At 33.3% G+C, this 25,863-nt stretch carries 21 protein-coding genes; 5 read left to right on the top strand and 16 right to left on the bottom strand.

The window, feature by feature from the left end:
• Positions 1-446 precede the first annotated feature (446 nt).
• From AP058_RS06610 to AP058_RS06600, 3 genes are all read right to left on the bottom strand, one after another.
• On the bottom strand, positions 447-1,007 hold the full coding sequence (locus AP058_RS06610) for a GNAT family N-acetyltransferase (protein WP_066308163.1): 561 nt from the start codon (positions 1,005-1,007) through the stop codon (positions 447-449).
• Positions 1,008-1,074: 67 nt separating this feature from the next.
• The gene (locus AP058_RS06605) at positions 1,075-2,802 is read right to left on the bottom strand and encodes a sodium:solute symporter (RefSeq protein ID WP_066308161.1); all 1,728 of its coding nucleotides are present in this window, start codon (positions 2,800-2,802) and stop codon (positions 1,075-1,077) included.
• Between the two features lie 123 nt (positions 2,803-2,925).
• Positions 2,926-5,445, bottom strand: a complete 2,520-nt coding sequence (locus tag AP058_RS06600; protein WP_066308323.1) for a PIG-L family deacetylase — start codon at positions 5,443-5,445, stop codon at positions 2,926-2,928.
• A 118-nt stretch (positions 5,446-5,563) separates the two neighbouring features.
• On the opposite strand from AP058_RS06600, the gene AP058_RS06595 reads away from it, so the two are divergent.
• Positions 5,564-6,523 carry an alpha/beta hydrolase gene (locus AP058_RS06595; protein WP_066308321.1) on the top strand — a complete coding sequence of 320 codons (960 nt, stop codon included), beginning with the start codon at positions 5,564-5,566 and terminating at the stop codon, positions 6,521-6,523.
• A gap of 85 nt (positions 6,524-6,608) precedes the next feature.
• Here the strand turns inward: AP058_RS06595 and AP058_RS06590 are convergent, their stop codons facing one another.
• The 8 genes from AP058_RS06590 to AP058_RS06555 form a co-directional block, all read right to left on the bottom strand.
• A complete protein-coding gene (locus tag AP058_RS06590) occupies positions 6,609-8,282 on the bottom strand; it encodes a hypothetical protein (RefSeq protein ID WP_231739580.1) in 1,674 nt (557 codons plus the stop codon).
• Positions 8,283-8,489: 207 nt separating this feature from the next.
• Positions 8,490-9,596, bottom strand: a complete 1,107-nt coding sequence (locus tag AP058_RS06585) for an AI-2E family transporter (RefSeq protein ID WP_066308155.1) — start codon at positions 9,594-9,596, stop codon at positions 8,490-8,492.
• A 137-nt stretch (positions 9,597-9,733) separates the two neighbouring features.
• Positions 9,734-10,213 (bottom strand): hypothetical protein, encoded by a 480-nt coding sequence (locus tag AP058_RS06580; protein ID WP_066308149.1) that lies wholly within the window; start codon positions 10,211-10,213, stop codon positions 9,734-9,736.
• Positions 10,214-10,409: 196 nt separating this feature from the next.
• Complete coding sequence (locus AP058_RS06575) at positions 10,410-10,940, bottom strand: mechanosensitive ion channel family protein (protein ID WP_066308147.1); 531 nt, start codon at positions 10,938-10,940, stop codon at positions 10,410-10,412.
• An 11-nt stretch (positions 10,941-10,951) separates the two neighbouring features.
• The gene (locus tag AP058_RS06570) at positions 10,952-11,536 is read right to left on the bottom strand and encodes a Maf-like protein (RefSeq protein WP_066308142.1); all 585 of its coding nucleotides are present in this window, start codon (positions 11,534-11,536) and stop codon (positions 10,952-10,954) included.
• A complete protein-coding gene (locus tag AP058_RS06565) occupies positions 11,529-12,461 on the bottom strand; it encodes a geranylgeranylglycerol-phosphate geranylgeranyltransferase (RefSeq protein ID WP_066308139.1) in 933 nt (310 codons plus the stop codon). The genes AP058_RS06570 and AP058_RS06565 overlap by 8 nt, the downstream gene beginning before the upstream one ends.
• A 138-nt stretch (positions 12,462-12,599) precedes the next feature.
• Positions 12,600-13,127, bottom strand: coding sequence for an HAD family hydrolase (locus AP058_RS06560; RefSeq protein WP_066308136.1), 528 nt, complete (start codon positions 13,125-13,127; stop codon positions 12,600-12,602).
• Positions 13,111-13,872 carry a Rossmann-like and DUF2520 domain-containing protein gene (locus AP058_RS06555; protein WP_066308134.1) on the bottom strand — a complete coding sequence of 254 codons (762 nt, stop codon included), beginning with the start codon at positions 13,870-13,872 and terminating at the stop codon, positions 13,111-13,113. Before AP058_RS06555 ends, AP058_RS06560 begins: the two co-directional genes overlap by 17 nt.
• Before the next feature lie 197 nt (positions 13,873-14,069).
• Here AP058_RS06555 and ccsA point away from each other — a divergent pair, with 197 nt between their 5' ends.
• Positions 14,070-17,312: a cytochrome c biogenesis protein CcsA gene (gene ccsA, locus AP058_RS06550; protein WP_066308132.1), complete on the top strand. Its 3,243-nt coding sequence runs from the start codon at positions 14,070-14,072 to the stop codon at positions 17,310-17,312.
• A gap of 81 nt (positions 17,313-17,393) precedes the next feature.
• Here the strand turns inward: ccsA and AP058_RS06545 are convergent, their stop codons facing one another.
• Positions 17,394-18,182 carry an anti-sigma factor domain-containing protein gene (locus tag AP058_RS06545; RefSeq protein WP_066308130.1) on the bottom strand — a complete coding sequence of 263 codons (789 nt, stop codon included), beginning with the start codon at positions 18,180-18,182 and terminating at the stop codon, positions 17,394-17,396.
• The gene (locus AP058_RS06540) at positions 18,182-18,712 is read right to left on the bottom strand and encodes an RNA polymerase sigma factor (protein ID WP_066308122.1); all 531 of its coding nucleotides are present in this window, start codon (positions 18,710-18,712) and stop codon (positions 18,182-18,184) included. Before AP058_RS06540 ends, AP058_RS06545 begins: the two co-directional genes overlap by 1 nt.
• A gap of 644 nt (positions 18,713-19,356) precedes the next feature.
• Here AP058_RS06540 and AP058_RS06535 point away from each other — a divergent pair.
• Positions 19,357-19,944 carry a glutathione peroxidase gene (locus tag AP058_RS06535; protein WP_066308119.1) on the top strand — a complete coding sequence of 196 codons (588 nt, stop codon included), beginning with the start codon at positions 19,357-19,359 and terminating at the stop codon, positions 19,942-19,944.
• A 255-nt stretch (positions 19,945-20,199) separates the two neighbouring features.
• Here the strand turns inward: AP058_RS06535 and AP058_RS06530 are convergent, their stop codons facing one another.
• Positions 20,200-21,147, bottom strand: coding sequence for a tRNA-dihydrouridine synthase (locus AP058_RS06530; RefSeq protein WP_066308116.1), 948 nt, complete (start codon positions 21,145-21,147; stop codon positions 20,200-20,202).
• Positions 21,148-21,184: 37 nt separating this feature from the next.
• A complete protein-coding gene (locus AP058_RS06525) occupies positions 21,185-22,360 on the bottom strand; it encodes a thioredoxin family protein (protein ID WP_066308110.1) in 1,176 nt (391 codons plus the stop codon).
• A gap of 110 nt (positions 22,361-22,470) precedes the next feature.
• Here AP058_RS06525 and menD point away from each other — a divergent pair, with 110 nt between their 5' ends.
• A complete protein-coding gene (menD, locus tag AP058_RS06520; RefSeq protein WP_066308108.1) occupies positions 22,471-24,132 on the top strand; it encodes a 2-succinyl-5-enolpyruvyl-6-hydroxy-3-cyclohexene-1-carboxylic-acid synthase in 1,662 nt (553 codons plus the stop codon).
• A 99-nt stretch (positions 24,133-24,231) separates the two neighbouring features.
• Positions 24,232-24,573, top strand: coding sequence for a DUF2853 family protein (locus AP058_RS06515; protein WP_066308105.1), 342 nt, complete (start codon positions 24,232-24,234; stop codon positions 24,571-24,573).
• Between the two features lie 46 nt (positions 24,574-24,619).
• On the opposite strand, the gene AP058_RS06510 is transcribed toward AP058_RS06515, so the two are convergent.
• Complete coding sequence (locus tag AP058_RS06510) at positions 24,620-25,735, bottom strand: WG repeat-containing protein (protein ID WP_066308103.1); 1,116 nt, start codon at positions 25,733-25,735, stop codon at positions 24,620-24,622.
• Between the last annotated feature and the right edge of the window lie 128 nt (positions 25,736-25,863).

Genomic DNA, 25,863 nt, shown 5'->3' with positions numbered 1-25,863 from the left:
TATTCTTTATTGATTAGGTTATGAAATAAAAAAATTAGCTACTTTTTGCCCTTACAATAGCGAAGTAAAGTACGTAGAACCAACCGAGAATCCCATGTAAAATTGCAAAAACAATAGATTCGTTTCGGGACCAAGAAATAACTATTGCGATTACTGAACTTAGTTCAATTCCTGAATATGTTAAAGTAGATTGAACATTACTACCGCTAGTAGTTGTTGTTTGTGCTACAATTATTTGGCTTAGTAGTACTAAAGTACAAATGAGTACATTCTTTTTCATGCTAAATTTTGAATTAAGTATTTTCTCACAGTTAAGCCATGGTAAAAATAGTCAATAATTTAAATTACAATATAAAATTCTACTATTTCTATAAACTACTTTTAAATTTTTATAGTTGTATTATTAACCTTTTACTAAAAACCGATAAGCAAATGTTACAGTACTATTATTCCAAAACTGTTTCACTTGTTAAAAAAGCTAAACCATAATAATGGTTTTCATTAAATTCAAAATGATCGATTACCTTTATTTTAAGTTTTTTGGTGTGCGCTTCAAAAGAACGTTTATTTATCTTATTTATAAAAGTGATACCAATTGAATACTGTTTGTTCATTTCAATTCGCATCAACTCAAAAAGTTGCTGAAAAAGTCCCGAACCTCGGTAATTTTCGTCAATGCAAATTGGGCCATACTGAAAACTATTTTCGGTTGTTATGGTTTCAGCTGTAAATTCTAAAGAGGGTAAACGACGAACCATAAATGGGAAAATTTTCCATTGCGAAAAATAATCCCATGATGCTGCAAAAGCATAAGCCACAATTTTATTTTCATCTTCGGCAATAAAAAGACCATCAATGGCAATAGCTTGCTCAATTTGTTCAATTGTAAACGGAGTTGTTACAAAACCATTTTCACGTTCTGCCTCGGCGATATTAGCAAGTAAATAACTACTTTGTAGTTCAATCACTCCAGCAATATCAAAGTTTGTAGCTTTTCTAAAAATCATATAAATAATATTTTTATGGTCTATACTCGTTTTTAAATCATTGAAATGGAGCAAAATTCTACTATAGTTAAGCGCTGACAGCTGCTTTATCTTTTCTAAAAATAGTCAGTTGCATCATTGTAGAAAGAATAATGGTTAGCATGGCACCAATAAAGTTGAGCCATAAATAACCTAGTTTTTCTTGTCCACTTGGATAAATGAAAATAGCAAAATAGTAAATGATAAAAATGGTCAGCTGACTGATAACTGCACTACAGAAAACAGCTCGTGCTTGAATTTTTTTGAAATAAAATCCCACTAAGAAAATACCCAAAACAGTTCCGTAAAATATGGATCCGATAATGTTTACTAACTGAATTAAATTTTCGAATAGGGTTCCCACGCATGCAAATAAAATTGCTATGATTCCCCAAAACAAGGTAAAAAATTTGGTAGCATTTAAGTAATGCTTATCTGATTTCTCTTCTTTCAAGTTTCGTTTGTAAATGTCAATTGCAGTAGTGGAAGCCAAGGCATTTAAGCCTGAAGCAGTAGATGACATTGCCGCCGAAAGAATAACTGCTAGCAGTAAACCAATCAAACCTTTGGGTAAATAATGCAGAATAAAGTGAAAAAACACATAATCTTTATCGTTAGTTTCAGTAGTGCTATCTGCTTTTGCAATAATATCTTTGGCACGATCTCGTAGGTCTTTTTCTTTGTTTGACAGGGTAACCAATTCTTTTCGTAAAATTGGATTGTCATAATCTTGATTCAATTGATCAATGTACAATAGATTCACTACTTTTTTATCTTCAGAAAGTAGATCCAATTTTTTTTCTAAAGCATGGTATTCTTCCTTATAAGCCGATTTCTCAATGATAATTTTATTGTTAGGATTAAAATTTAAAGGAACGGGATTGAACTGAAAAAACACAAAAACCATTACTCCTGTAAGTAAGATGAAAAATTGCATAGGGACTTTTAGAAGTCCGTTCATGATCAATCCCATTTGACTTTCTCGTACCGATTTGCCCGATAAATAACGACCGACTTGCGATTGGTCAGTCCCAAAATAAGCCAATGCCAAGAAAAAACCACCTGTGATTCCGCTCCAAAATGTGTATTTTTCTTCTGGATTAAAAGAGAAATCGACAATATCCATTTTTGAATTGGCTCCTGCAATATGCAGTGCACTTGTAAAAGTCATGTCATTCGGTAAATAATGTAAAATAAGGAAAAAAGTGATAAACATTCCCGACATGATTACAAACATTTGCTGTTTTTGCGTAACGTTTACTGCTTTTGTACCGCCTGAAAAGGTGTAGATAATAACCAAAAGGCCGATAAGAATATTCATGATAGTTAGGTTCCATCCTAAAATAGCAGATAAAATAATGGCAGGCGCATAAATGGTTAATCCCGTACCTAAACCTCTCTGAAATAAAAATAATATAGCTGCCAATGAACGTGTTTTTAGATCGAAACGTTTTTCAAGAAATTCGTAAGCGGTAAACACTTTGTATTTATGGTACAGCGGAATAAACGTGATACAAATTACGATCATCGCAATAGGCAATCCGAAATAAAATTGTATAAAACCCATTCCATCATGATAGGCTTGACCTGGAGTCGATAAAAAAGTTATCGCACTCGCTTGTGTCGCCATCACCGATAAACCAACGGTGTACCAAGGGGTTTCATTATTTCCTAAAATAAAATCTTGAACATTTTTACTGCCTTTAGTTTTCCAAATGCCGTAAATAACTATAAATAAAAGTGTTACAATAAGTACAATCCAGTCAAATAATTGCATAGCTTACGAGTATAATTCCATTATTAAATAAAAAAAAGCAATATAAATTGCATTAGCTACAAGCACATACGTATAACTTTTTTTCCAACTTTTCTCTTTTTCCTGTTTCATTGGTTGCTATTTTTAATTTTTACTTTTTTTATTTTGATCTTGTACTGTTTGTTTTAACTCTATCATATTCGCCAGTAATCGAAAAGCGCCTGGAACTCCTGCGGGCAACTCCCTAAAAAAGCTTAAACCGGTGTAAATATAATAGCCTTTTCCGTATGGAGCGATTAATAATGCACCTTCTTTGGCAGATTCTCCCTTGTCATGAGCCGAGATAATAGGTGTAAAAGCTTTGTCGTATACGTTTGGATAATACAAACCTTGTTCTTGCGTCCAACCTTCAAAATCAGCAGCTGTAATTTTATTTGGAGTATTTAAAACGGGATGGTTTGGCGCTATAAAAGTAACTTTTGCATTTTCGTCGGTCACACGATCGGTTGAAATTTTTAAAGTGTACGGAGCAATATGATCTGTTACCATTTGTCCAGCAGTATTGTATTGTACAATCATGTTTTTACCACTTTTAACAAAATCAAATAAAATAGACTGCTTGTTAGCAAGACTTTGTACGGTATTGTAGGCTCGAATTCCTGTTATTACAGCATCAAAATTTTCTAGGCGCTGTCTAGTAATTTCTTCCGGTTGTAAAATAGTGACTTTGTAACCCATTTGCTCTAGACTCTCAGGAACATCATCACCAGCTCCCATGATATAGGCCACTGAAGTTCCGCTAGTGTCTAAATTCATTCTGATGCATTTTGCTTCTGCGGGAAGCAGTACTTGTTGTTTGGTGATGTGAGGATATTCAATAGAGGTTTGTTCTTTGTCAAAAACTTGTCCGTTGACCATTGCAATGCTTTTTATTACGGCTTCTTCTGAGTTTTCAGGAGGAGTAACTTCAAAATAAGCGGTTTGCACCATTCCTTTTCTTTCTAAAGAAAACGTGATTTCTTTTGGAGATACTTTCCATGACTTGGGTACATCTAAATGTACTTTTCCGTTTAAGTCATCTTTTCCTGCCTTAACTTTTACGGCAATTGTTTTTGTCTTTTCAGAAGTGAATAACATTACTTTTTCAGTAATAGAAGTAGTTACTTCTGGAACGATATCCAAGTAATTATACATTTCTCCTTTTACAGGATCGTTGTATTTGTAAATTACGGTCCTTTCAAACGGAATTAAAACTCCGTTAATTTTTACATTAAAAATGACTTTTACTTCTCTAATAATATCGGGTACTCCAATATTTTCTTGATTAGATACAGCATACATACCAACTGTTGCTTCCTCTTCTAGCCAATACGGTTGCGTATATTTAATATCTTGCGGTAACTGTAATTTTAGATCAAGTTTACGACTGTCATTTAAATCTAGAGTGCTATTAAGTAGCGTCTTTTTTTGTTCAGGAAGAGTGGTAACACTTTCTAATTGCATAGGCACAGCAGTCCTATTTATAGCTTCTAAGTGCAATTGCAGCAAACTTTCAGGAGTCATTTCTTGTTGTGCTGTTGACACTTCTAAATACAAACCAGAACAAGCAGAGATAATCTTTTTTAAAGCCTCTAGTTTTAAAGGTTTCCAATGTTCTTCTTTTAAATTTTCAATCATTTGGTATGCTTTTACCAAATCAGCAATACTTGCCGACGGATTGGTAAAATCATATTTAGTGATAATAGTATTTATAAAAATACCAATCGATTTTCCGTTTGCAACCCGATTCCAAGTTGTATCAATTCCTTCAAAAATAGAAGAATTTACTTTTTCTCCGTTTATAAGTTCGATGTATTCAGTGTCCACACCACGACTTCCTGTACTTCCAAAACCTTGCGACTGATGTCTACTGCGACTTAAAGCAGCAATTTCCTGATTTGATTTGCCGATTTCGGGATAATAAACACCCGTTTGAATGGCTATCATTTTAGACTTGTCAGCAGCATCAAATTTTTCTTGACTGCCGTAAAACCACCACGATGCATTAAAAAATTGACGTTTAGGTTGCCAAGTTTGTACAAATTTTAGTTGTTCAGGGTGTATTTTAGGATTGTTGCTCAAACTAAAACTTTCAACACTCAGCATGGCCGATGCGGTATGATGACCGTGCGTAGTTCCTGGAGATCTATGGTCAAAACGATTGATGATTACATCGGGTTGAAATTTGCGAACTGCCCAAATTACATCTGCTAATACTTTGTCTTTATCCCAAATTTCAAGAGTTTCATCAGGATTTTTAGAGTATCCAAAATCATTGGCACGTGAAAAAAATTGTTCACCGCCATCTACTTTTCGAGCTTCCAATAATTCTTGTGTGCGTATTACTCCTAATAGTTCACGCAATTGTGGTCCAATTAAATTTTGTCCACCATCGCCACGAGTTAACGATAAATAGCCTGTTCTCGCTTTAGTTTCATTCGATAAAAAAGAAATTAATCGGGTGTTTTCATCATCGGGATGAGCGGCAACATAAAGTACAGAACCTAAGAAGTTTAATTTCTGTATTTGATTGTAAATTTCAACAGCACTTGGTTTTTCGGGCTGTTGTGCAAAGGAAAACTGTAGGTTTATAAACAAAAATAGAACAATAGTTTTTTGGAACATTTGATGCATGATAGATTTTTTTGTGTACTCAATTTCAAAAGTAATAATTATAGAGTACCGAGAAAGCCAAAAGATTGTTTTATCTTTAAAATTATGTTTTTTTAACACAATTAACAGAATGAATTTGATTGCCTACACAGAAGATATTTTAAAAGATGGTTTCGAACAAGCTACTTTAGTTCAGAGGGACGATTACGAAGGAGCAGTTACTGCGACCTTGGTTCGCAAGCAAAGTAGCAAAGAGACTTCAAAAGCGGTTTTGTACTTACATGGTTTTAATGATTATTTCTTTCAAAAAAGCATGGCAAATGAATTTTTAAAGAATGATTTTCGTTTTTATGCGCTTGATTTAAGAAAGTATGGACGTTCCATTTTACCACATCAAAAGGTCAATAATGTGCGCGATTTGTCTGAATATTTTGAAGAAATAGATCGTGCGCTAGAAATTATTAGAACTGAAAATAATACGCAGGTTATCTTAGCGGGTCACTCTACAGGAGGATTAATTATTACATTATACGCAGCAGCTCGTCAAAACTCAGATTTATTTGTAGGATTGTATTGCAATAGCCCGTTTTATGATATGAATGTGCCTGTTTATCAGAAAAAATATTTAATTCCGTTAGTAGCTACTATAGGAAAAAAGTTTCCTGATTTGCAAGTTCCTGGAGGATTCTCTGAATTTTATGGCTTAAGCTTGCATCAAGATTATCATGGCGAATGGAATTATGATTTAAATTGGAAACCCAATAAAGCAAACCCGATTCATGCTGGGTGGTTGACTGCAATTACCAAAGGGCATTCTCAAATTAGCGAAGGTGTTATTTTGGATAAGCCGATATTAATATTGCATTCCCAAAAATCAATTTTCCCGTCGGAATGGAGTGAAGAAATGTTTACTGGCGATGCAATTTTGAACATCAACGATATTATTAAAAATGCACAAAAAATAAAAGCACCGCAAAAAAGCATTATTGGAGTAGAAGGAGCGGTGCACGATTTAGCCCTATCCAAAAAGAAAGCAAGAGAAATAGCTTATAAATTATTATTTGATTGGTTAAATGCTAATATAATTTAGTTCTTACACAGTTATAAATAAAAATTTTACTTTTAAATGTCAAATCGGTATACCAAAAAGTGCTAATAACTATTGACTTTATCACTTAATTATAATCGACTGTTCGAGGTTTATTTAGCTCAAAATTTTGAAATCCGAAGTCAGCAGATTGAAATGCATTAGTTTTAAAAGAACTTCCACCTTCATAAGGAACGTTTGGATAATAGGATATTGATAATTGAAAGGAACTAAAGACCAAATAGTCATTGCTTATTAGTAATCCTAAACTAACTTTAGAAAAAGGTTTGCTTCTTGCCATACTGCGATTATCATCACCCAAAAAACCAATAGTATAATTTAGATATGGATTTAAACGAAAGCCCCAGATCTCTTTTGGCGTATAGGTTTGGGTTTGCACCGTAAGCATCGCTTTACTTCGTCCGTATATATCAGTATCAAAGGCGGGTAAACCATTTCTCTCATTTAAATTTAATAAATCACCAATAGAATCTTCCCTGTTTAAACCAATAATTAACTGTGGTTTAATAAATTGGCGAAATTTCCAATCGCCCCACTGCATTAAATTTGTAAAGTAATTAACTTCAAAATTAAATGCTGTTTGATACGTATTTCCTTGATAGAAAAATGTTCCTACCTCAAAATTAGTGCTCAAAAATCCCCATTTAAAATAGTTTCCGTACGAAACTTGGCCACCAACATAGGGCTTCCAAATTTCATTTTTATATTGATATCCTCCAGTTAATCCCAATATAGTTCCAACAGGAACGTCCTCGGTAACTCCGTATCGAAATAGATAACGGTCTTTGATAAACTCTCGAGTGTTTATTCCGACACCAACTAAGAATTGTTTTTCGTTCGAAAAGAAATTGGGCTTATCATATAAATCATCAGGTTGCTCCACATACTCTATGTTTAAAAAACGGCCCGAAATAATTAAGTTGGTCGTCTTGTCGATGCCCATTTTATTATTGGAAACTTTAAAAGCTCTACCTCCCCAAAAATCGTGCGTACTGTACTTAAAGTTTTGTAATTGGTACGATAAATCTGGAGCTTGAAGACTGTCTCGGCGAAAATTTTGTGCCAAATAAACACCACCAGCCCATTTAGTTAAGGCAGAGTAAAAAGGACGATCAATACTAAGGCCTTTATTGTAGTAGCCATCTAAATCATTATTAAAAAAGAGTTGGGTGCTTATAAAGGTGTTTAAGAGATTGGGAACAAAGTATTCTACATTGTTGGCATTTTTCGAATCATCAAATCGCTGAGTGAATTTGTATTTTAATTGATGACCAGTACCAAAAACATTACGCTCATCAAAACCAATTGTGGTTTTTGAAGAAGAGATCGCAAATTTAGGCAACAAACTCCAAGAGTCCAATACTCGAATCGTAACATCAACAGAATCTGAGCTTGTACTAACTAGCTGTTCGGTAATTTTTACTCGGCTAATGTATTTTTGGGAACGAATAATACGTTCGGTTTCCTTGATCTGGTACCCGTTGTACGGTTCATCTCTTTTAAATAATAATAAATTGCGAATCGCGAGATTCTTACTTTTTAAGTGCAGTGAATTCCCCGCTCTTTCGCCCCAATTTTTTGGCATTCTGGTTGTATCTGTAACCGACTGACCAAAAGGATCGAGTGTAACAATATTTATTTTTCGAATGATTTTACCTTCCGCGTATACAGAATTCGCTGTTTCTGTATTTTCGACTTCGCGTTTTCTCGGTTTAGCAGATCTAAATACGAGCTTGTGCATGATTTTAGTGAACTTATTTTTCTTCGAGTAGTCTTCTATTTTGGAATATGAAGCATCCGTCGAATCCTTTCTCGTTTTATTTACCTGCGCGAACGTGCTTCCCCAGAAAAGAAGCGTAAAAAAGAGAAATAATAATTTAAAGTTTCGAAACATACATTGATTCTTAATAGTAAAAAAACACATTGAAAATGCAAGAAAATAGAACGCTTACGACACTTCTGTTTCAGATTTTTGCTTAATTTTCCAAGTGAATGCTTTCGGTAAATGGTTACCCATCAAGTAACCCCAAGGCTCTAAACCTTCGACTCTATCAAATATTATCTTTAATATCGCTAAAAGCGGAATCGCCAAAAACATACCAGCAATACCAGCAACAGCTCCACCTATTATAATTCCGATGATAGATACCAAAGCATTAATTTCTACTTTGGAGTTGATTATTAAAGGTACTAAAATATTATTATCAATTAATTGTACAATAATATTTACAATCAATATTCCCATGACAATGTTGAAATCAGGTGATCCAGAAAACGAAGCAACAACGGTAAGAACACCCGCAACAAGAATTCCAATGTACGGAATCATGTTTAAAATTCCAGTCAATAATCCCAGTAAAATAAAGTATTTTATTCCAATGAAATAAAGGCCAGCGCTTGTAAGTACGGACACGGCAATCATTTCAAAAATTAAACCCATGATGTAATTATTAATCGATATTTTTATTTGAAACAAAATTTCGCGCAGTTTTTCATGGTTGTCTTTCTTAAACAACTTAGATAAGAAAAGGATAAAATGTTTTTTATATAATAGAAATAAGAATGTGTAAATTGGTATTAAGGTACTGTCTAACAAAATATCTGTGAAAGAGATCAACATGGTGCCGATGCTTTCATTTCCTTTTTTAACAGAGTCTTTCGTAACATCCTGAATGTATTTTTTTTGTTCCCATATACTTACGCTAAAATGCTCTTTAATGTATTTGTGACAGTCATACATAAATGAAGTCGCGTTCTTTTTTATGATTTCGAAATCGCCAGAAATAATACTTACTTGGTAGGATATAAATGCTAGAATGGCTAGGATGACTAAAATGAAAATTAGAACTGAAACGGCCGAAGCTAATGTGTTTGGAAATTTTAATTTGCGATTTAAAAAAGTATAGATTGGTAATAAAAGTACAGCAAATAAAAATGCCAAAAGCACTGGAGTCAGTACATTTCTTGCTAAGTAGAAAATTAGTCCGATGCTTAATAAACTAACTAATATTAAGGGAAGCTTAATATAAACTGGCATATCGTTTTTGATCATCATGTAGTGAAGGTTTTAGAGGGAAAATTTAACTGGTTTTGGTTCTTCAAAAATGATAAATAAACGAGTAAAATTTGTTATATGATTTAACGCCGAATTTATATAATTACAAAAAAAAAGCACCACTAGGGTGCTTTAAATTAATCGTCATGATCATCATCATCATCATAATGCTTTTTGTAATGTTTTTTATGATTTTTTTGGTACTGTTTATTGTAGTGTTTATCGTAATGTTTGTGATAGTTTTTGTTGTGACCGTAATAGTGATTATTGTTTTTACGATACTTGGTTTGGTGCTTGTGGTGATAATCATACGGGGATCTTCCATGATAATCATTTATTATAATTGTTCTTCCGTGACGCAAATCATAGTTTCTGTATGCAACAGGTAAATTTCTTGAGCGAATCCAACGGCCTTGATTTTGATATACATATTGAGAAGCTCTTAAATCGTAATAAGTATTAATGTCGGGCAAAAAATAATAATCAACATTTGCACTTACTGGTGGTCCCCAAACCGGAGCTGAACCAATGTTAACATTAACCGAAAGTTGGGCTTGTGCAGAGGCAAAAGCAAATAGTAAAAGTACTATACTGGCAGATATTTTTAAAGTTTTCATAATTTCTAATTTTTAAAGTTCGTACTTGAAAATCAATTTTCATATACCGTGCCAGAAACAATAACCGAATTTAAAATAATAGCATTCACGGTCGTTTTTCTGAATATTTGAGTAGCTTTTTTTAAAATATGCGATGAATATGAAGTAGTTGTGTTTTTAAATTGCGAATTGTTAAAGTTTTGAATTATTTTAGAATCTAATCAAAGAATTCATGTTCGGTGCGAGGAATGTCAATAATAGATATTCCTTTTTGCAATAATAGATTGTTAGGATATACAATTCGTTCGCCATCTGCTGTTTTTAAATTAACGTGAAACGCATTGATATCGATAATTTCAGCTTCGATAGGAAAATCTTTATCATGAATTTTTATAGTATCACCAATTTTAAAAGGGAATGAAAAGAACAAAATCATACCTGAAGTAACATTACTCAAAATCGACCACTGTGCAAACATGGCAACTCCAATGACTGTTGCTACTGACGAAATAGTGATAAAAATATCTGCGGTTTGAACACCCCAAATAATAATTAGACTGATAAAAACGATAATATTCAACAATATATTGATGTACTTGAGCACCAAATTAGTTCGATGTTCAATATTTTGATTGTGCTTGGCGTAATTAAGAACAACTTTCGCAAAAAGCATTCGCAGTATAAACCACAAAGTCAGAACAATTCCTGACGATATAAGTTCTTTCAGATAATCATTAATGAGAGACATATTTTATATTTTTATTCTAAGTTACTTAAATATTCGTAGACTTTTGCAGTTGGCAATCCCATAACATTGGTATAAGAACCTTCAATTTTAGTTACAGCAACAAATCCGATCCATTCTTGAATACCGTAAGAGCCCGCCTTATCGTAAGGTTGGTAGTTTTTTAAATAATAGTTTATTTGTTGATCTGTTAGTGCTGCAAAAGTAACCTTCGTCACATCGGAAATAACAGACGTTTGTGATTTACTTTTAAAGCAAACTGATGTAATAACTTCATGTGTACTGTCTGCCAAAGATTTTAAAATAGCAAACGCATCAGCTTCATCTTTTGGTTTTCCTAATGCTTTATTATTGTGCCAAACGATAGTGTCGCTCGTTATTAAAATTTCTTTTTCTTGTAATTCTCCTTCAAAGGCATCCGCTTTTAGTTGTGCTAAATAATCTGTGATCTCCACCGCCTTTAATTCTTGAGGATAAATTTCTTGAACTTCTTTCACTCGAATTTCAAAATCTAAATCCAAATCTTTAAAAAACTGTTGTCTTCTTGGTGAGCCTGAAGCCAAAATTAATTGGTACGAGGCTAATTTTTCTTTAAGCATAATTTTGCAAGTTTGTGTTGTATGAAATAACCATAATACCGATTATTCCGAAAAAAATAATCCATTTTAAAACTGTACTCAAATGGTGAAAGTGAGCTTTTGATTTGGCACTGCAAATTTTCACTATAAAATAGAGTAGTGGCACCACTACAAAAGCGAAAGTATACAAGGCGGCCAAAAATAAATTTTTTGATAAAAAGTATTCTTTGATATAGAAAATTAAGAGGATGAGTGGAAAAAAAGCAAAGAAAAATACAGCTAACGATGCTCGTTTCACTCCAAATACAATTGGCAGTGTATGTAAGCCTTGACTATAATCTCCGTTTACATCTTCAATATCTTTTACTATTTCTCTTAAAAAATTAATTAGAAAAGCAAAAACTGCAAATTCAATCAAAATTGAAAATAAAGGTGCTGTTTGAGTGTGATTATTGCTATTCATAATCGGATACAAATCAAAAACACCGATAATTATAACACTAAATGCTAATGTTAATGCTACAGTAATATTACCAACAAGCATAATTGATTGGAGTGTTGCCGAATATAAATAAAGCACTACAGCCACTAAAATAAATAGAGAAGCTAAAAGAGCTTTATGGACAACAATGGCTAAATAAAAACCAATTATAATGGCAATTATATTTAAACCTAAATAAATCGTAGTGGCTTTTTTTTCAGAAATGCATTTACCAATACTCACTTTGTCCGGCTTATTGATCCGGTCGCTTTCCTGATCAAATAAATCATTAATTACATATCCTGCCGCCGCAATTAATACGGTACTCAATACCAATAAACCGTATTGAAAAATATTTAAAGCGAACGTGCTGTTATCAAAAATCATAAATCCAAACCTAAAAACCAATTGCATGAAAGCCAATAAAAGGAGGTTTTGGTAGCGAATAAGTTGAAGGTACTTCATTTTTTTTTCAAGGTTCAGATTTTCTGAGCGAAAGAGTTACAATGGTTGAGAGGTACTGACGGAGAAAGGTTTAGAATTAGTATTATTAAGAGACATACGCTCCATTAATAATTAAGCACTAACAAGTAAAAACTTCCCTTAATCGTGTTTCCCATTAAAATTTTCCATCCACTTTCCTTGTACCTTCATTACTTGCTCGATTACATCACGAACAGCTCCTTTTCCGCCTTTTACGTGCGAAATATAGCTTGAAATTCCTTTTATCTCAGGACAAGCATCTTGTGGACAAGTAGGCAAGCCCACTAATTTCATAACTGGAAAATCAGGAATATCGTCTCCCATGTATAAAACTTGTTCGGGTTTGATATTATAAACGTCGGTATATTCATCAAAAGTTTCTACTTTATTAGCAACGCCCAAATGGATATCAGTTAGCCCCAAATTGCGCAAACGCAAACGAACCCCTTCATTGCTTCCTCCAGAAATTACGCAGACATTATAACCAGCTTCAACTGCAGCCTTCATAGCAAAACCGTCACGTGTATGCATCGTACGAAGCATTTCTCCTTTTGTATTTACTACTACAGATCCATCCGTTAAAACGCCATCTACATCAAAAATAAAAGTAGTGATGTTGTTCATTATTTCTTTATAGCTTTTTGCCATTATCGAGTATAGATTGAGTTAGAATTTTATAAATATTTTTTTGATTATTATTGGTTAAATAATCCAAATGAGCTTCAATTGTAGATTGATCGTTTCGTTTTGCTGGGCCAGTTTGAGCATCGACTGGTGCCAAATCGTTTAATTTTGCCACTGTTTCATTGATTAAAGGTTTTAAAACTTCAAAAGAAACCTGATGTTCTCTGCACACTTCTTCTCCAATTTGATACAAATGATTGGTAAAATTATTGACAAAAACTGCTGCAACATGCAATGCTTTACGTTGATCACTATTAATGGGATAAACCGCATTCGAAATACTTTTGGCAACAGCCTCCAAAACCCGGTAATCGGTGCTGTTTTCTGCTTCTAAGCAAATTGGAATGGTATTGAAATCAACCGCTTTATTTTTAGTAAAGGTCTGTAAGGGATAAAAAACACCCTTTCTGTTTTTTATGTCTATAGCAGTGAGAGGTGCTGTTCCCGAGGTGTGAACCACCAATCTATTGATGAACTGAAGTTGCGCTGCTACATCAATAATCGCATCGTCGCTAACTGCAATAATATATAAATCGGCTTCTTTTAAAAAAGCTAAATCATACACCATCCTGTAGGTATCAATACCCGCAATTTTTGAGTTTTCTTTTCGAGAATATATCTGAATAATTTCGACAGCAGCATTATTTTCAAATGCTGCTACCAAATGCTGCGCAACGTTTCCAGAACCGATTATTACAATTTTAATCATTTCGCAAAATTAAGAATTTTTTTAATGATTTTGATCGCACGATAGGGGCAAAACTCTTAATATATAGTTATAAAAAATATATTCTTTTTTTAAAACAAATAGCATTTTTGGTTATAATTAACAATGTTGCGAATCTTAAAGTCAACAATTTTAAGTACTTTTGTGCGACTTTTTTATATACTGTAATCCCCAAAATAATGGATAAAAAGATATTCTCGTTTTTGTTTTCTACACGTTTAATGGCTGTTCTTTTTTTAACATTTGCAATTGCAATGGCTACCGGAACTTTTATCGAAAGTAAATACAATACCGATACCGCTAGAATTTGGATTTATAATGCCTGGTGGTTCGAAGTTATTATGGTTTTCTTCTTAATAAATTTCGCAGGAAATATTAAGAGATACCAATTAAATAAGAAAGAAAAATGGGCAACACTTATATTGCACCTCGCTTTTATATTTATTCTTATAGGAGCTTTCATCACAAGATATATCAGTTATGAAGGAATGATGCCAATTCGCGAAGGCGCTACCGAAAACAGAATTTATTCTGATAAGACCTTTATCACCGTTTTTGCTGATGGGGAATATAAGGGTGAAATGAGACGCCGAGCATTTGATAAAGACCTTCTATTATCGCCAGTAACTAATAATAACTTTAGCATGTCAGGTCAATTTGCAGAAACGCCTTTTGAGGTTGAATATGTAGATTTTATAATGGGAGCTAAAGAGGAAATTAAGCCAGATGATGCTGGAATTTTATATCTGAAAATAGTAGAAGCTGGAGATGGCGGGCGTCATGAACATTTTTTAAAAGAAGGCGAAGTACAAAACATTCACAATGTATTATTTGCATTGAATAAACCAACAGATGGTGCGATAAATATTACTACGACAGGTAAAGAATACACAATTCAGACGCCTTTTGAGGGAAACTTTATGCGAATGGCCGATAAGCTTGAAGGTAAAGTTGATAAAGATATAGTGCAACCGCTAATGATGCGTTCGTTGTACAGCATCGGCGATATGCGCGTCGTTTTCCCAGACCCAGCTGTAAAAGGTGTGGTTGCTTACGGATCGGATAATGATTTTAAAGCCAAAGCACACACTGATGCTTTAGTTGTAAAAATTAAAGCAGAAGGTCAAGAAAAAGAGGTGACGCTTTTGGGATCCAAAGGAGCACTAGGAGAACCAAAAACAGTTAAAATCGGAGCTATAGAATATTCTTTATTCTACGGAAGTAAGGTGTATGAATTGCCCTTTAAATTAAAATTAAATGATTTTATTGCTGCAAAATATCCAGGAACAGAAAAAAGCTATTCTTCGTTTGAGAGTAAAGTAACCGTTTTAGATGGAGCAGAAAAGTTTGATGCACGAATATTTATGAACAATGTTTTAGATCATAAAGGATATCGCTTTTTTCAATCGTCTTTTGATCCAGATGAAAAAGGAACAGTATTATCTGTTAACCATGATTTCTGGGGAACTTCAATTACCTATTTTGGGTATTTCTTACTGTACTTGGGACTAATGGCGATTATGTTTACTAAGCATTCTCGTTTTGCAGATATAAAACTAAAATTAGAAAAAGTGCAAGTTAAAAAAAGTAAATTGCTTACCTCCTTATTTTTATTAGTTAGCTTAAGTGGTTTCGCGCAAGAAAATGATCACGACCACGACCATGATCATGAACACGATCATACTACTGAAATAGTAGATTCGAGTAAAGCAGCTGCAGCTACTGCTGAAGCCAAGCAAGATCACGTACACAGTAATTCGATTCCGCCCACTCGTGTGCAATTAGATTCGCTTTTGCAAGCTTTTAAAGCACCGGAAGCACATGCAGCTAAATTTGGACGCTTAATTATTCAGGATGCTGGTGGTCGTATGAAACCGATCAATACATTTTCTTCTGAATTGCTTCGAAAGGTAAGTCAAAGTGATAATTACAAAGGAATGAACTCTGACCAAGTATTATTGTCGATGACACAATATGCGCAAGTGTGGATCGAGATTCCGATTATTTACATTAAATCAGGTAACGATAGCATTCGCAAACTACTTGGTGTAGAAAAAGATGCTAAATTCGCACCCTTTGTTTCGTTCTTTGATGCTAAAGGAAATTACAAATTATCTAAATATTTAGAAAGTGCGTATAAATCGGCAAATCCAAATCAATTTGAGAAAGATTTTATCGAAACCGATAAGAAAGTAAACTTGATGGAAGCGGCGCTTAGCGGAAGAATTTTAAAAATCTTCCCAATTCCAAATGATGCAAACAACAAATGGATTTCGTATCTGGAGTTGAATGAAGCGGGATTAAAAGGGATGGATGCTACCTATACCAAACAAATTTTACCATTGTATTTCGGAGCATTAAATAATGCTTCTAAAACAAAAGATTATAAAACTGCCGACGAGCTGCTAGAAAGTATCAGTGGTTTTCAGAAGAAGTTTGGTGCAAGTGTACATCCAAGTGATCAAAAAGTTGATCTTGAGATTGCTTACAATAAGTATGATATTTTACCAAAAATGATTTATTGGTACTCTATATCAGGTATTTTAATGCTAATTTTTACATTATGCAGTATTTTCTTCGATAAAAAGTTTTTACGCATCACAGTTAATGGTTTTCATATACTAATAGTAGTAATATTTATACTTCATACCATTGACTTAATTGCACGTTGGTATATTTCGGGTCACGCTCCTTGGAGTGATGCCTACGAATCTATTGTTTATGTAGCTTGGGCAACGATGTTTTTTGGTTTAGCATTTGATAGCAAATCAAAGCTTACCGTAGCATCTTCTGCTTTTGTAACCGCTATGATTTTTTTCGCAGCAAATCTAAACTGGATTGATCCAGAAATTGCTAATTTACAGCCTGTTCTTAACTCTTATTGGTTAATGATTCACGTAGCAGTTATCGTGGCAAGTTACGGTCCATTTGCATTAGGAATGATCTTAGGTTTTGTCGCCTTACTTTTAATTTTCTTTACCAATTCGAAGAACAAAGCAAAAATGGACTTGCACATTCAAGAGGTTAGCTATATTAATGAAATGGCTTTAACGATTGGTTTAATTTTGTTGGCTATTGGAAACTTCTTAGGAGGACAATGGGCAAACGAAAGTTGGGGACGTTATTGGGGATGGGATCCAAAAGAAACGTGGGCCTTAATTAGTATTATGATTTATGCTTTTGTAATTCATGCTCGTTTTGTACCAGCTTTGCGTGGTAAATGGATTTTTAATTTAATGAGTATGTTTGCGTTTGTATCTATTCTGTTTACGTATTATGGTGTAAACTTTCACTTAGTTGGCTTGCACTCTTACGCCAGCGGAGAATCAAAATCATTAGATTGGATTTGGTATACATTAGGAACGATGACTTTAATAGGAGCTATAACGTACCCGAAATATAGAAAGTATTACAAGAAATAAGATGTTAAAATATATGATCAAAAAAAAGGTTCAACATATCGTTGAACCTTTTTTGTTTGGTATTCAAAAGGAAAAATAAATTTATACTTTTCCTAACGTATATAATTGTTCCATAGTTGGAGAAGCGCTTCCGCCTTCTGGCTCTAATGTAATTCCGAACGCTTCAGCATAACCCGTAGCACTAACCGCAAATAATTTTTGGGCGTTAGTGTCAAATTTTTTCAATAAACCAATACTAGTTGGTGTTAAAACAGGTGCTAATTGTAAAGCCCAAACTTGATAGACTTTTCCTCTTGGTGGCTTAGGTAAACCAGAAGCATCTACATAAACTACTTGCGTTTCTTTGTTCCAATATACTTTTGCCGATGATTGTGGAGCAACCGCTTGCCCTCCCAAAGAGATAACCGTGTTTTTGGGGTCACGAACAACAGCTAAACTCGTTGCGATTGTCTTGTTTTGTACCGCCATCGAATCAACCAACTTCGTTAAGTTTTCCTTTTCTGCATTTACAACCACCACTTGATTGTTCGTTTCGTCTAGTTGCTGGTATTGATAGCCAAAGCCAATCATTAAAAGTACCGCAGCAGCCCAGCCCAAATACGTAAATGGTGATTTGGTTGGTTTCATTTCAACCACTTTTCCATATTTCAGTTCTAGTTTAGCTTTTATTTTTTCATAATTAGCAACCGAATGAAAAGGCGAAAAACTTGCAGATAAAGCAACGATAGCTTTTTCGATTGAAATGATCTCCTCATTTATTTCGCTATGCTGTTTAGCCAAAGCGTCCACTTCTAGGTTTTCAGTTTCAGTTAATAAACCGTAAACATAAAGTTCTAAAATTCCGGAGTCGATGTATAGTTTTGTATCCATTATAATTTTAAATAAAGTCGTAAATCGTTAATACAATTTCTGTTCTGTGTTTTGACAGTTCCTAAAGGAATCGCCAATTCGTCTGACGCTTCTTGTTGGGTGTATCCTTTAAAAAATAATAAATCAATAATCTGAATGCATTTTGGTTTCAGTTTTTTTACAAACTCTTGAATTCCAATCGTATCAATTTTATTGGTTAATTTATTACTGTCGTCTAATAGATGTACGAAATTATCGGAAGAAAGGTTTTTTTGACTGTTATTAAAATTTTTAGAACGCAGTTTATCAATGGAAGTATTTCGAGCAATATTAATAATCCACGTGTAAAAACGCCCTTTACTTTCGTGATACGAATCGATATTTTTCCAGATTTTCACAAAAACTTCTTGTAAAACATCTTCGGCTTCTTCTCGATTTCTAATTAATGTGTTGATGACCGCAAATAAACTTTTAGAATACATATCGTATAAATAGGTAAAAGCTTTTTCGTCTTTTTTATAAATTAAAACTAATAACTCGTCTTGGGTCATAATGATTTTGATTAAAGTATTACAAACTTATACAATTCATTTTAAATACTAATGCATTTAAATACGAGACTTTAGCGAATAACTACTTTTAAATTTAACCAAATCTAGATAAAACAATAGTATTCGTAATTATCTTGAATTTTTACAAGAGGCACTTTATATTCTTTTATAAAAACTATTCGATTAATTTACTACTGAGTGATAAATTAGAGCCACTGAAATTCTTGTACATTACTCTTTATGTATTCCTTGCTTTGAATAAGTCGCTTGATGTAAACACGATCTCAAAACCCATTGTACTGTAAACCATATCTTTTAGAAACTAGTTGTGCAGCTATATTGCAAAATTTGTGTAAAGCAAAATTTATGTAAAGCTGACTTTAAGTATAGTCAAATTACAACACAATCGAATTGAGACATGAAAATGAATCGGTTGAAGAAATGTAATTTACGCCTTTAATACTCTTGTAATTAATAGTTCTGGTAACGTATAAGTAACTAGTCGTTTATCGTAATAAGTATCACATACCAAATTAGGAAGTACGATCATTCTTTTTTTTTTAACAAGTGTTGAATCATAATTAATTCTAAAAGAACAAGCAGTTGCTTTTGAATTTGATTAATTTTATAAAAAATATAAGAATATGAAAAAGTTAGTAGGAGTTGTTTGTGGAATAATGCTGCTTTTTAGCTGCCAGAATCAAGCACAATCCAATAAGAAAAAAGAAATTAAAGCGGAAAAAGCGATGACAAAAGAAACAATTTATCAGTTTAAGGTGGAAGATTTATCGGGAGATACTTTTGATTTTGCTTCATTGAAAGGAAAAAAAATACTAATTGTAAATACAGCTTCAAAATGTGGATTAACTCCGCAGTACAAAGGTTTAGAAGAGATTTACAAAGAATATAAAGATAAAGGATTTGTAATTGTTGGTTTTCCTGCAAATAACTTTGCTTCTCAGGAACCTGGAAGCAATGAAGAAATTGGCGAATTTTGTCAGCAAAATTATGGAGTAACGTTTCCGATGATGGGTAAAATTTCGGTTAAAGGAGATGATATGGCTGCGATTTATAAATTCTTGACTGAAAAATCTAAAAACGGTTTAGAAGATTCAGAAGTTTCATGGAATTTTCAAAAGTATTTAATTAACGAACAAGGAGAATTAGTACATGTAATTCAACCAAAAACTTTACCAACAGATCCTCAAATTATCAATTGGATTAAGGCGTAGTTTTTAAAATCATACAAGTATAAGAAAGAGTTTGCCAGTCAAACTCTTTTTTTTTGTGCCTCATTGCGATGAAGTTGATTATTCAAATGTGGGTTAAATTTCTTCTATTCCGTGTTATATATGACCAATTTCTATTCATTTTTATTTAAAAATAAAGCCTGCTTTTTAAAGTCGCGTGAGTTAGATTTTTTTCAATAGAGATACTGGTATCAAATATTAAAAAGAAGTTATTCGTAGATAGTTTAGCTATAAAAACTATTTTTCTTTACTAATAATCTCCTTCACGGTAGCTTCATAATTTCGTATACTTTTAGATTTTTTGATGTTCTTATGAACTTTATGTGGATCTGAAAATATGACCGAAAAGTATTCCCAGAGGTGATGCATTTTTAGCAAAATATGCGTTTGTCCAGATAAAGATTCGCTATAACCTTCATACAAAGTATCATGAAAAGCACTAAATACTTCCATTTTGTTTTTAGGATATTCAGTAGTATTGTTTTTTATCATGCTCGGCAAAAATGGATCGGCTATCAAACCACGTCCAATCATCCAATGGTCAATAGTAGGAAAACGTTGTTGCATTTCATGAAACTTTGCTACCGAAGTAATATCGCCATTGTAATATAATTTCTGTTTGCTGTTGTCAATGCATTGTTGAAATGCGTCCAAATGAACGCCACCTTTATACAGTTGCTTTCCTATACGGGCGTGAATGGCAATATTTTTTATAGGAAATTTTTCTAGAATAGGCAAAACATCAAGAATTTCTTCGGTAGTGTCGTAGCCCAAACGCATTTTCATAGATACAATAATATCAGTTTCAGCGTGTGCTCTTTCTAAAATAGTATTAATTTGTGCTGTGTTTTTAATCAATCCAGAACCCATTCCGCATTTTGTAACCATCGGATAAGGACAGCCTAAATTCCAGTTCAATTCTTTGTATCCTAATGATCTAACGTACTTTGCCACAAAAATAAATTCGTCAGGATCATTGGTAATTACTTGCGGAATTACCTCTAAACTACAGTTGTTTTCAGGCAGTAAATCGCGTTGGTACGAGTTTTTAATCTCTAATTTTCCGTTCAATCGAATGTAAGGCGCGTAAAAAGTGTCAATTCCGCCAAAAAATTTGTTTTGGGCATTTCTAAATCGAAAATCAGTAAATCCTTGTAGGGGAGAAGAGAGTAAAGTAAAATCCATAGTATTTGTAAAAGTGCAAAGATACTATCAAATTAATTTATACAGCCTTGATCTCTTTTAATAAATCATCCGCTTCTTTGGTACTCCAGTCCATTTCTACAGCAATATCTCTTGCATTTTGAGCATAAGCTTCCGCTGATTTTTTATCATTAATTTTCAAATACAAACGCGAAAGCAATAAGTTTCCATCCGAAGAATAATTCAATTCAATCGCTCTTTGTGCCCAATCAATAGCTTTATTTAAGGCGGAAACATCTTCTATTTCCTTAAGATATACTTGCCCAATTTCTTTCAGTTTGCTGTCAATGTTCCAAACATATTTTTGGGTGTCGTTCAATGTCGTTCTTTTGTACAATCCCCAATTTTCACTGCGCTCTGCCAAAGTCAAATCATACGAAAATATAAGAGAATCAATTGTTTGTAACGTTATCGTTTTGGCTATTGCTCTATTTTTAAAATAGGTTATACTGTCCAAACTTGTTGTTTGCGGCTCCAACAATTCAGAAACAATATTGATAATTTTTCGTTCGACACGCGCTGGTGATGTAGCGTTCTCAAAGTCTTTTTTATGCGTTAAAACGTACTTAAATTCGCGCGATTCAATATCACTTACGCCATTTGCAATAATGCGCCAATTGGTTTCTGAAGCCAATTGCTGATCAGTTTGTGTGGCCAGATACAAATGTGTCGGTTCTGACAAGCGCGCTCTGTCAGCACCTTTTCTAAGCGTCTGAATGTACGCCAAGCATTTGTTGGCATTGCTTGGATCAGCTAAAAATTGTTTTTCTAAATAGGGCAACTGCAGCAGCGGATTCAATGCATTTTTAGCTTCGTACATAAAAAAATCCGTTTTTATCTCTCCCTTAATGCTGTATAAAACCGTTTCATCGCTGTCAATAAAAATAAAAGCTGGCAATCCTTTTGTTTGGTATTGCTCTTTTAACTTCCTGCCTTCCTCTTTTTCAATATCTTTCCAGACACTGATGTAATTTTTATCCAAAAAATCCATTACTTTCGGATCACTAAAAACCGTAGATTTCATTACATTACAATGTGGACACCAAGTAGCGTACAACATGATGAAAATGGGTTTATTTTCCTTTTTTGATTGAATTAGTGCATCGGTATAAGTGATTTCACTATGTTTCCATTCATTTTGTGCACCAGAAAATTGAAAAAGCACCAAAAAGAATAACGTATAAATTAATCTCATAATAAATATTATTTTTTTAATTTCAAGTAAACTCAAAAATAAGAAAACTTATTTAGAATAAGGAATAACCTTGGCATCTTTGTATCTTTACGTCTTTCAAATCCGAATACATGATTTACCCTAAAATAGCGCTTGCGCAAAGTATATTAGAGATTTTTTTGGCCAAAGAGATCAATACAATTATCATATCTCCTGGTTCTAGAAATGCACCTTTAACAATTGGTTTTGCCAGTAATGCAAGTTTCAAAAGTTACAGTATTGCTGATGAACGTTGCGCTGCATTTTTTGCACTGGGCATAGCGCAGCAAACAAAAAAACCGACTGTCTTGGTTTGTACTTCTGGTTCGGCTTTGTTAAATTATTATCCGGCAATTGCTGAGGCTTTTTATAGCGAGATTTCGCTTATTGTAGTTTCTGCAGATCGTCCGCAAAGTAAAATTGATATTGGTGACGGACAAACCATTCGACAAGAAAATGTTTTTATAAATCATACGGTTTACAATGCCAATTTAACCGAGAATGCTTCGGTAGAAAATGATGTGAAAATCAATGAAGCCATCGAAATGGCAATTTCAAAGAAAGGTCCAGTGCACATAAACGCGCCTTTTGAAGAACCTTTGTACGAGACGGTTTCAGCTTTGTCTGTACATTCATTTATTTCCACTTCCGTGAAAGAAAATCAGACAACCGCTATTCCTAATTTGGAAGAATTGCTGTCAAGCTGGAATAAAGCCAGCAAAAAAATGATTTTAGTTGGAGTTAACGAACCCAATTCTATTTCAGCAGCAACGATCGAAAGGTTTGGCAATGACGAGTCGGTTGTGGTCTTTACCGAGACGACTTCTAACTTGCACCATCCTACTTTTATCGATCACATTGATACTTTGATTACGCCTTTTAACGATGCTGATTTTAAAGAATTGCAACCGGATATTTTAGTGACTTTTGGCGGAATGATTGTTTCTAAACGCATCAAAGCTTTTTTAAGAAAATACAAACCCAAAGAACATTGGCATATCGATATTTTGCGCGCATACGATACTTTTGGAGCATTATCGAATCATATCAAAATGGAGCCTAATGCATTTTTTGACACTTTTTTGAAGAAAACCCAGGTCATGCACAGCGACTATTATTCAAACATTGAAAAAGTAGTGGAATTGCGAAAAATAAGGACCAATGAATATCTTTCGAAAATTGAATTTTCTGATTTCAAGGTTTTTGAAAAAGTAATTGGCAGTTTACCCAAAAACAGTCAATTGCAAATTAGCAACAGTTCCGCCATTCGCTACGCGCAGTTAATTACAATTGATGAAACGATCGAAGTATTTTGCAATCGTGGAACCAGCGGAATCGATGGCAGTACTTCTACCGCAATTGGAGCAGCACATGCCAGCGAGAAGCAAACGGTTTTTATAACAGGAGATATTGGTTTTCTGTACGACAGCAATGCACTTTGGAACAATTATATTCCTAAGAACTTCAAAATCATTTTAGTAAATAATGGCGGCGGCGGCATATTCAGAATCTTACCAGGACATCAAGAAGCGCCCGTTTTTAATACTTTTTTCGAGACCTCTCACAAATTTACTGCAGAACATTTAGCAAAAATGTACCAATTCGAGTATCTAAAGGCAACAGACGAAGATACGCTAACTGAAAGTTTAGAATTATTATATGCTAAAAACGATGCACCTTGTATTCTTGAAGTATTTACACCAACAATTGTCAATGATTTGGTTTTAATGCAGTTTTTTAGAGAGTTGGTTTAAGGGCATTACAGAACTTCCTATTAATTAAGTAATTGGCACCTATAATTTGTTTAAATTTAGAAATAATTTTATAATAATAATCAACCTAAAAAATTACTTATGAGCACTAGAGAAGAATTAATTTTAAAGTATGAGTCAGATTTAAAAGACAAATGCGGAGTAACTGTTGATATGGATTTATTGACAAAAGTTACCATCGGTTGTGGTCCATCCATTTACAATGCTGATTCGGCAACGGTTTCTGCCACTAGTAAAGAAGAGGTAGCAACGGTAAAAAATAATTTTTTAATTAAAAAATTAGGACTGAGCGACAGCGAAGATTTAGATGCGGCAATAGAGGAAGTTATTGAGCAATACGGCCGCTCTAATAGAAACAAATACAGAGCAGTAATGTATTATTTGTTAACTGTCCATTTCAAAAAAGAAAGTGTTTATAATTAGTGAATCTTACTATATCCAACACAAAAGCACCTTTACGGTGCTTTTTTTAGTTTTTAAACGAATAGGTAAATAGTTTATAGCCTTTTTCGGTTTTGATAAAAGCTATTGATTCCTGATATTCTAACGATTGATTTGCATCTACATAATTAATATAAAAACTATAGGCAGGATATTTTTCTTTAAATAAATTGCCATTGCAATCGTAAAACTCATCGTAGTTTTTATTTTGATAAATGTACGGATTCAGATCGCTTGAATTGAAAAATGAATTTTTAGGATTTTCAAGTAAGAACTGAACTTTAGAAACCAACTTTTCTACGAACTCAGAATTAATTACTTCCGAATTTTTATTGTTTTTCCAAATTTGCTCATTTTCAGACCATGTTGTTAGTTCTATAAAACTCAATTTCTCTAATTGCTTTATTGACCTTTGGTTGACTACTGGCACAAAAGTGTTGAAAAACCAATTTTTAAATTCCTTATCATAATCAATAAAAGAATAAAAATCGCCGTTTACTCCTTTAAAACTAACTCGATTAATTTGTTCTTTATTCGTGGCGCTAACGTGTAGAGAATACCAATTTAAGTTTGTAGCAATGGCGGTATCAATGCTATCAACAACCAACTGATTTTTATCGTTTATTAACTGAGTTATTCCGCCTTTAAAAATTGGATGTTCGCAGTTTAGACTGTCCACACCTTGTTCTAAACAAGTTCTAGTTGCATTTTTTAAAACGACAGCAAGATTATTATAGAAAGGGGCGGCATAATTATAAAGTGCTGGAATAATAACGTTTCCGTTCTGATTTAAAAATCCTATTTTTCTTGATTTTTTATCTCTAAACCGAATTTTGTTTTCACGCTCGCAATCCAACTCATAATCAGAAGAAATATAAACACTGTCGAGAGCAATTTTTTGTTTATTTTTTAGAAGATAATAATTATGATTGTTAAGATCAAATATCGGAATGATATGATTAAAATATTTTGGGGGTGCAAACGTTGTTTCTAAATCGACTGCAATTTTAACGTTTCCATTAATATCTTTATAACCGATTTTAGATCCATCATAATTTTCAACACGAATCCAATCACTTTTTTGTTGGGAATAAGAAATAGTTGAAAGTAGGAGAGTGAGAAATAAAAAGATTTTAAACTTCATATAAAATTTATTTTGCAAGAATAAAAGAATGTTTCCGCTTGACAATTGAAGAAGTGTGATTCTTACTTTTAAGTTGTTGAACACTTTTTGTGTTATAATTTAAAAAGACGTAATTGAAATTTTATTCT

The sequence above is a fragment of the Flavobacterium sp. TAB 87 genome (assembly GCF_001529295.1).
In the GTDB taxonomy this organism is placed as follows: domain Bacteria; phylum Bacteroidota; class Bacteroidia; order Flavobacteriales; family Flavobacteriaceae; genus Flavobacterium.
Note: the sequence above shows the minus strand (reverse complement) of the source record. Positions and strands in the feature narration are given on the sequence as shown.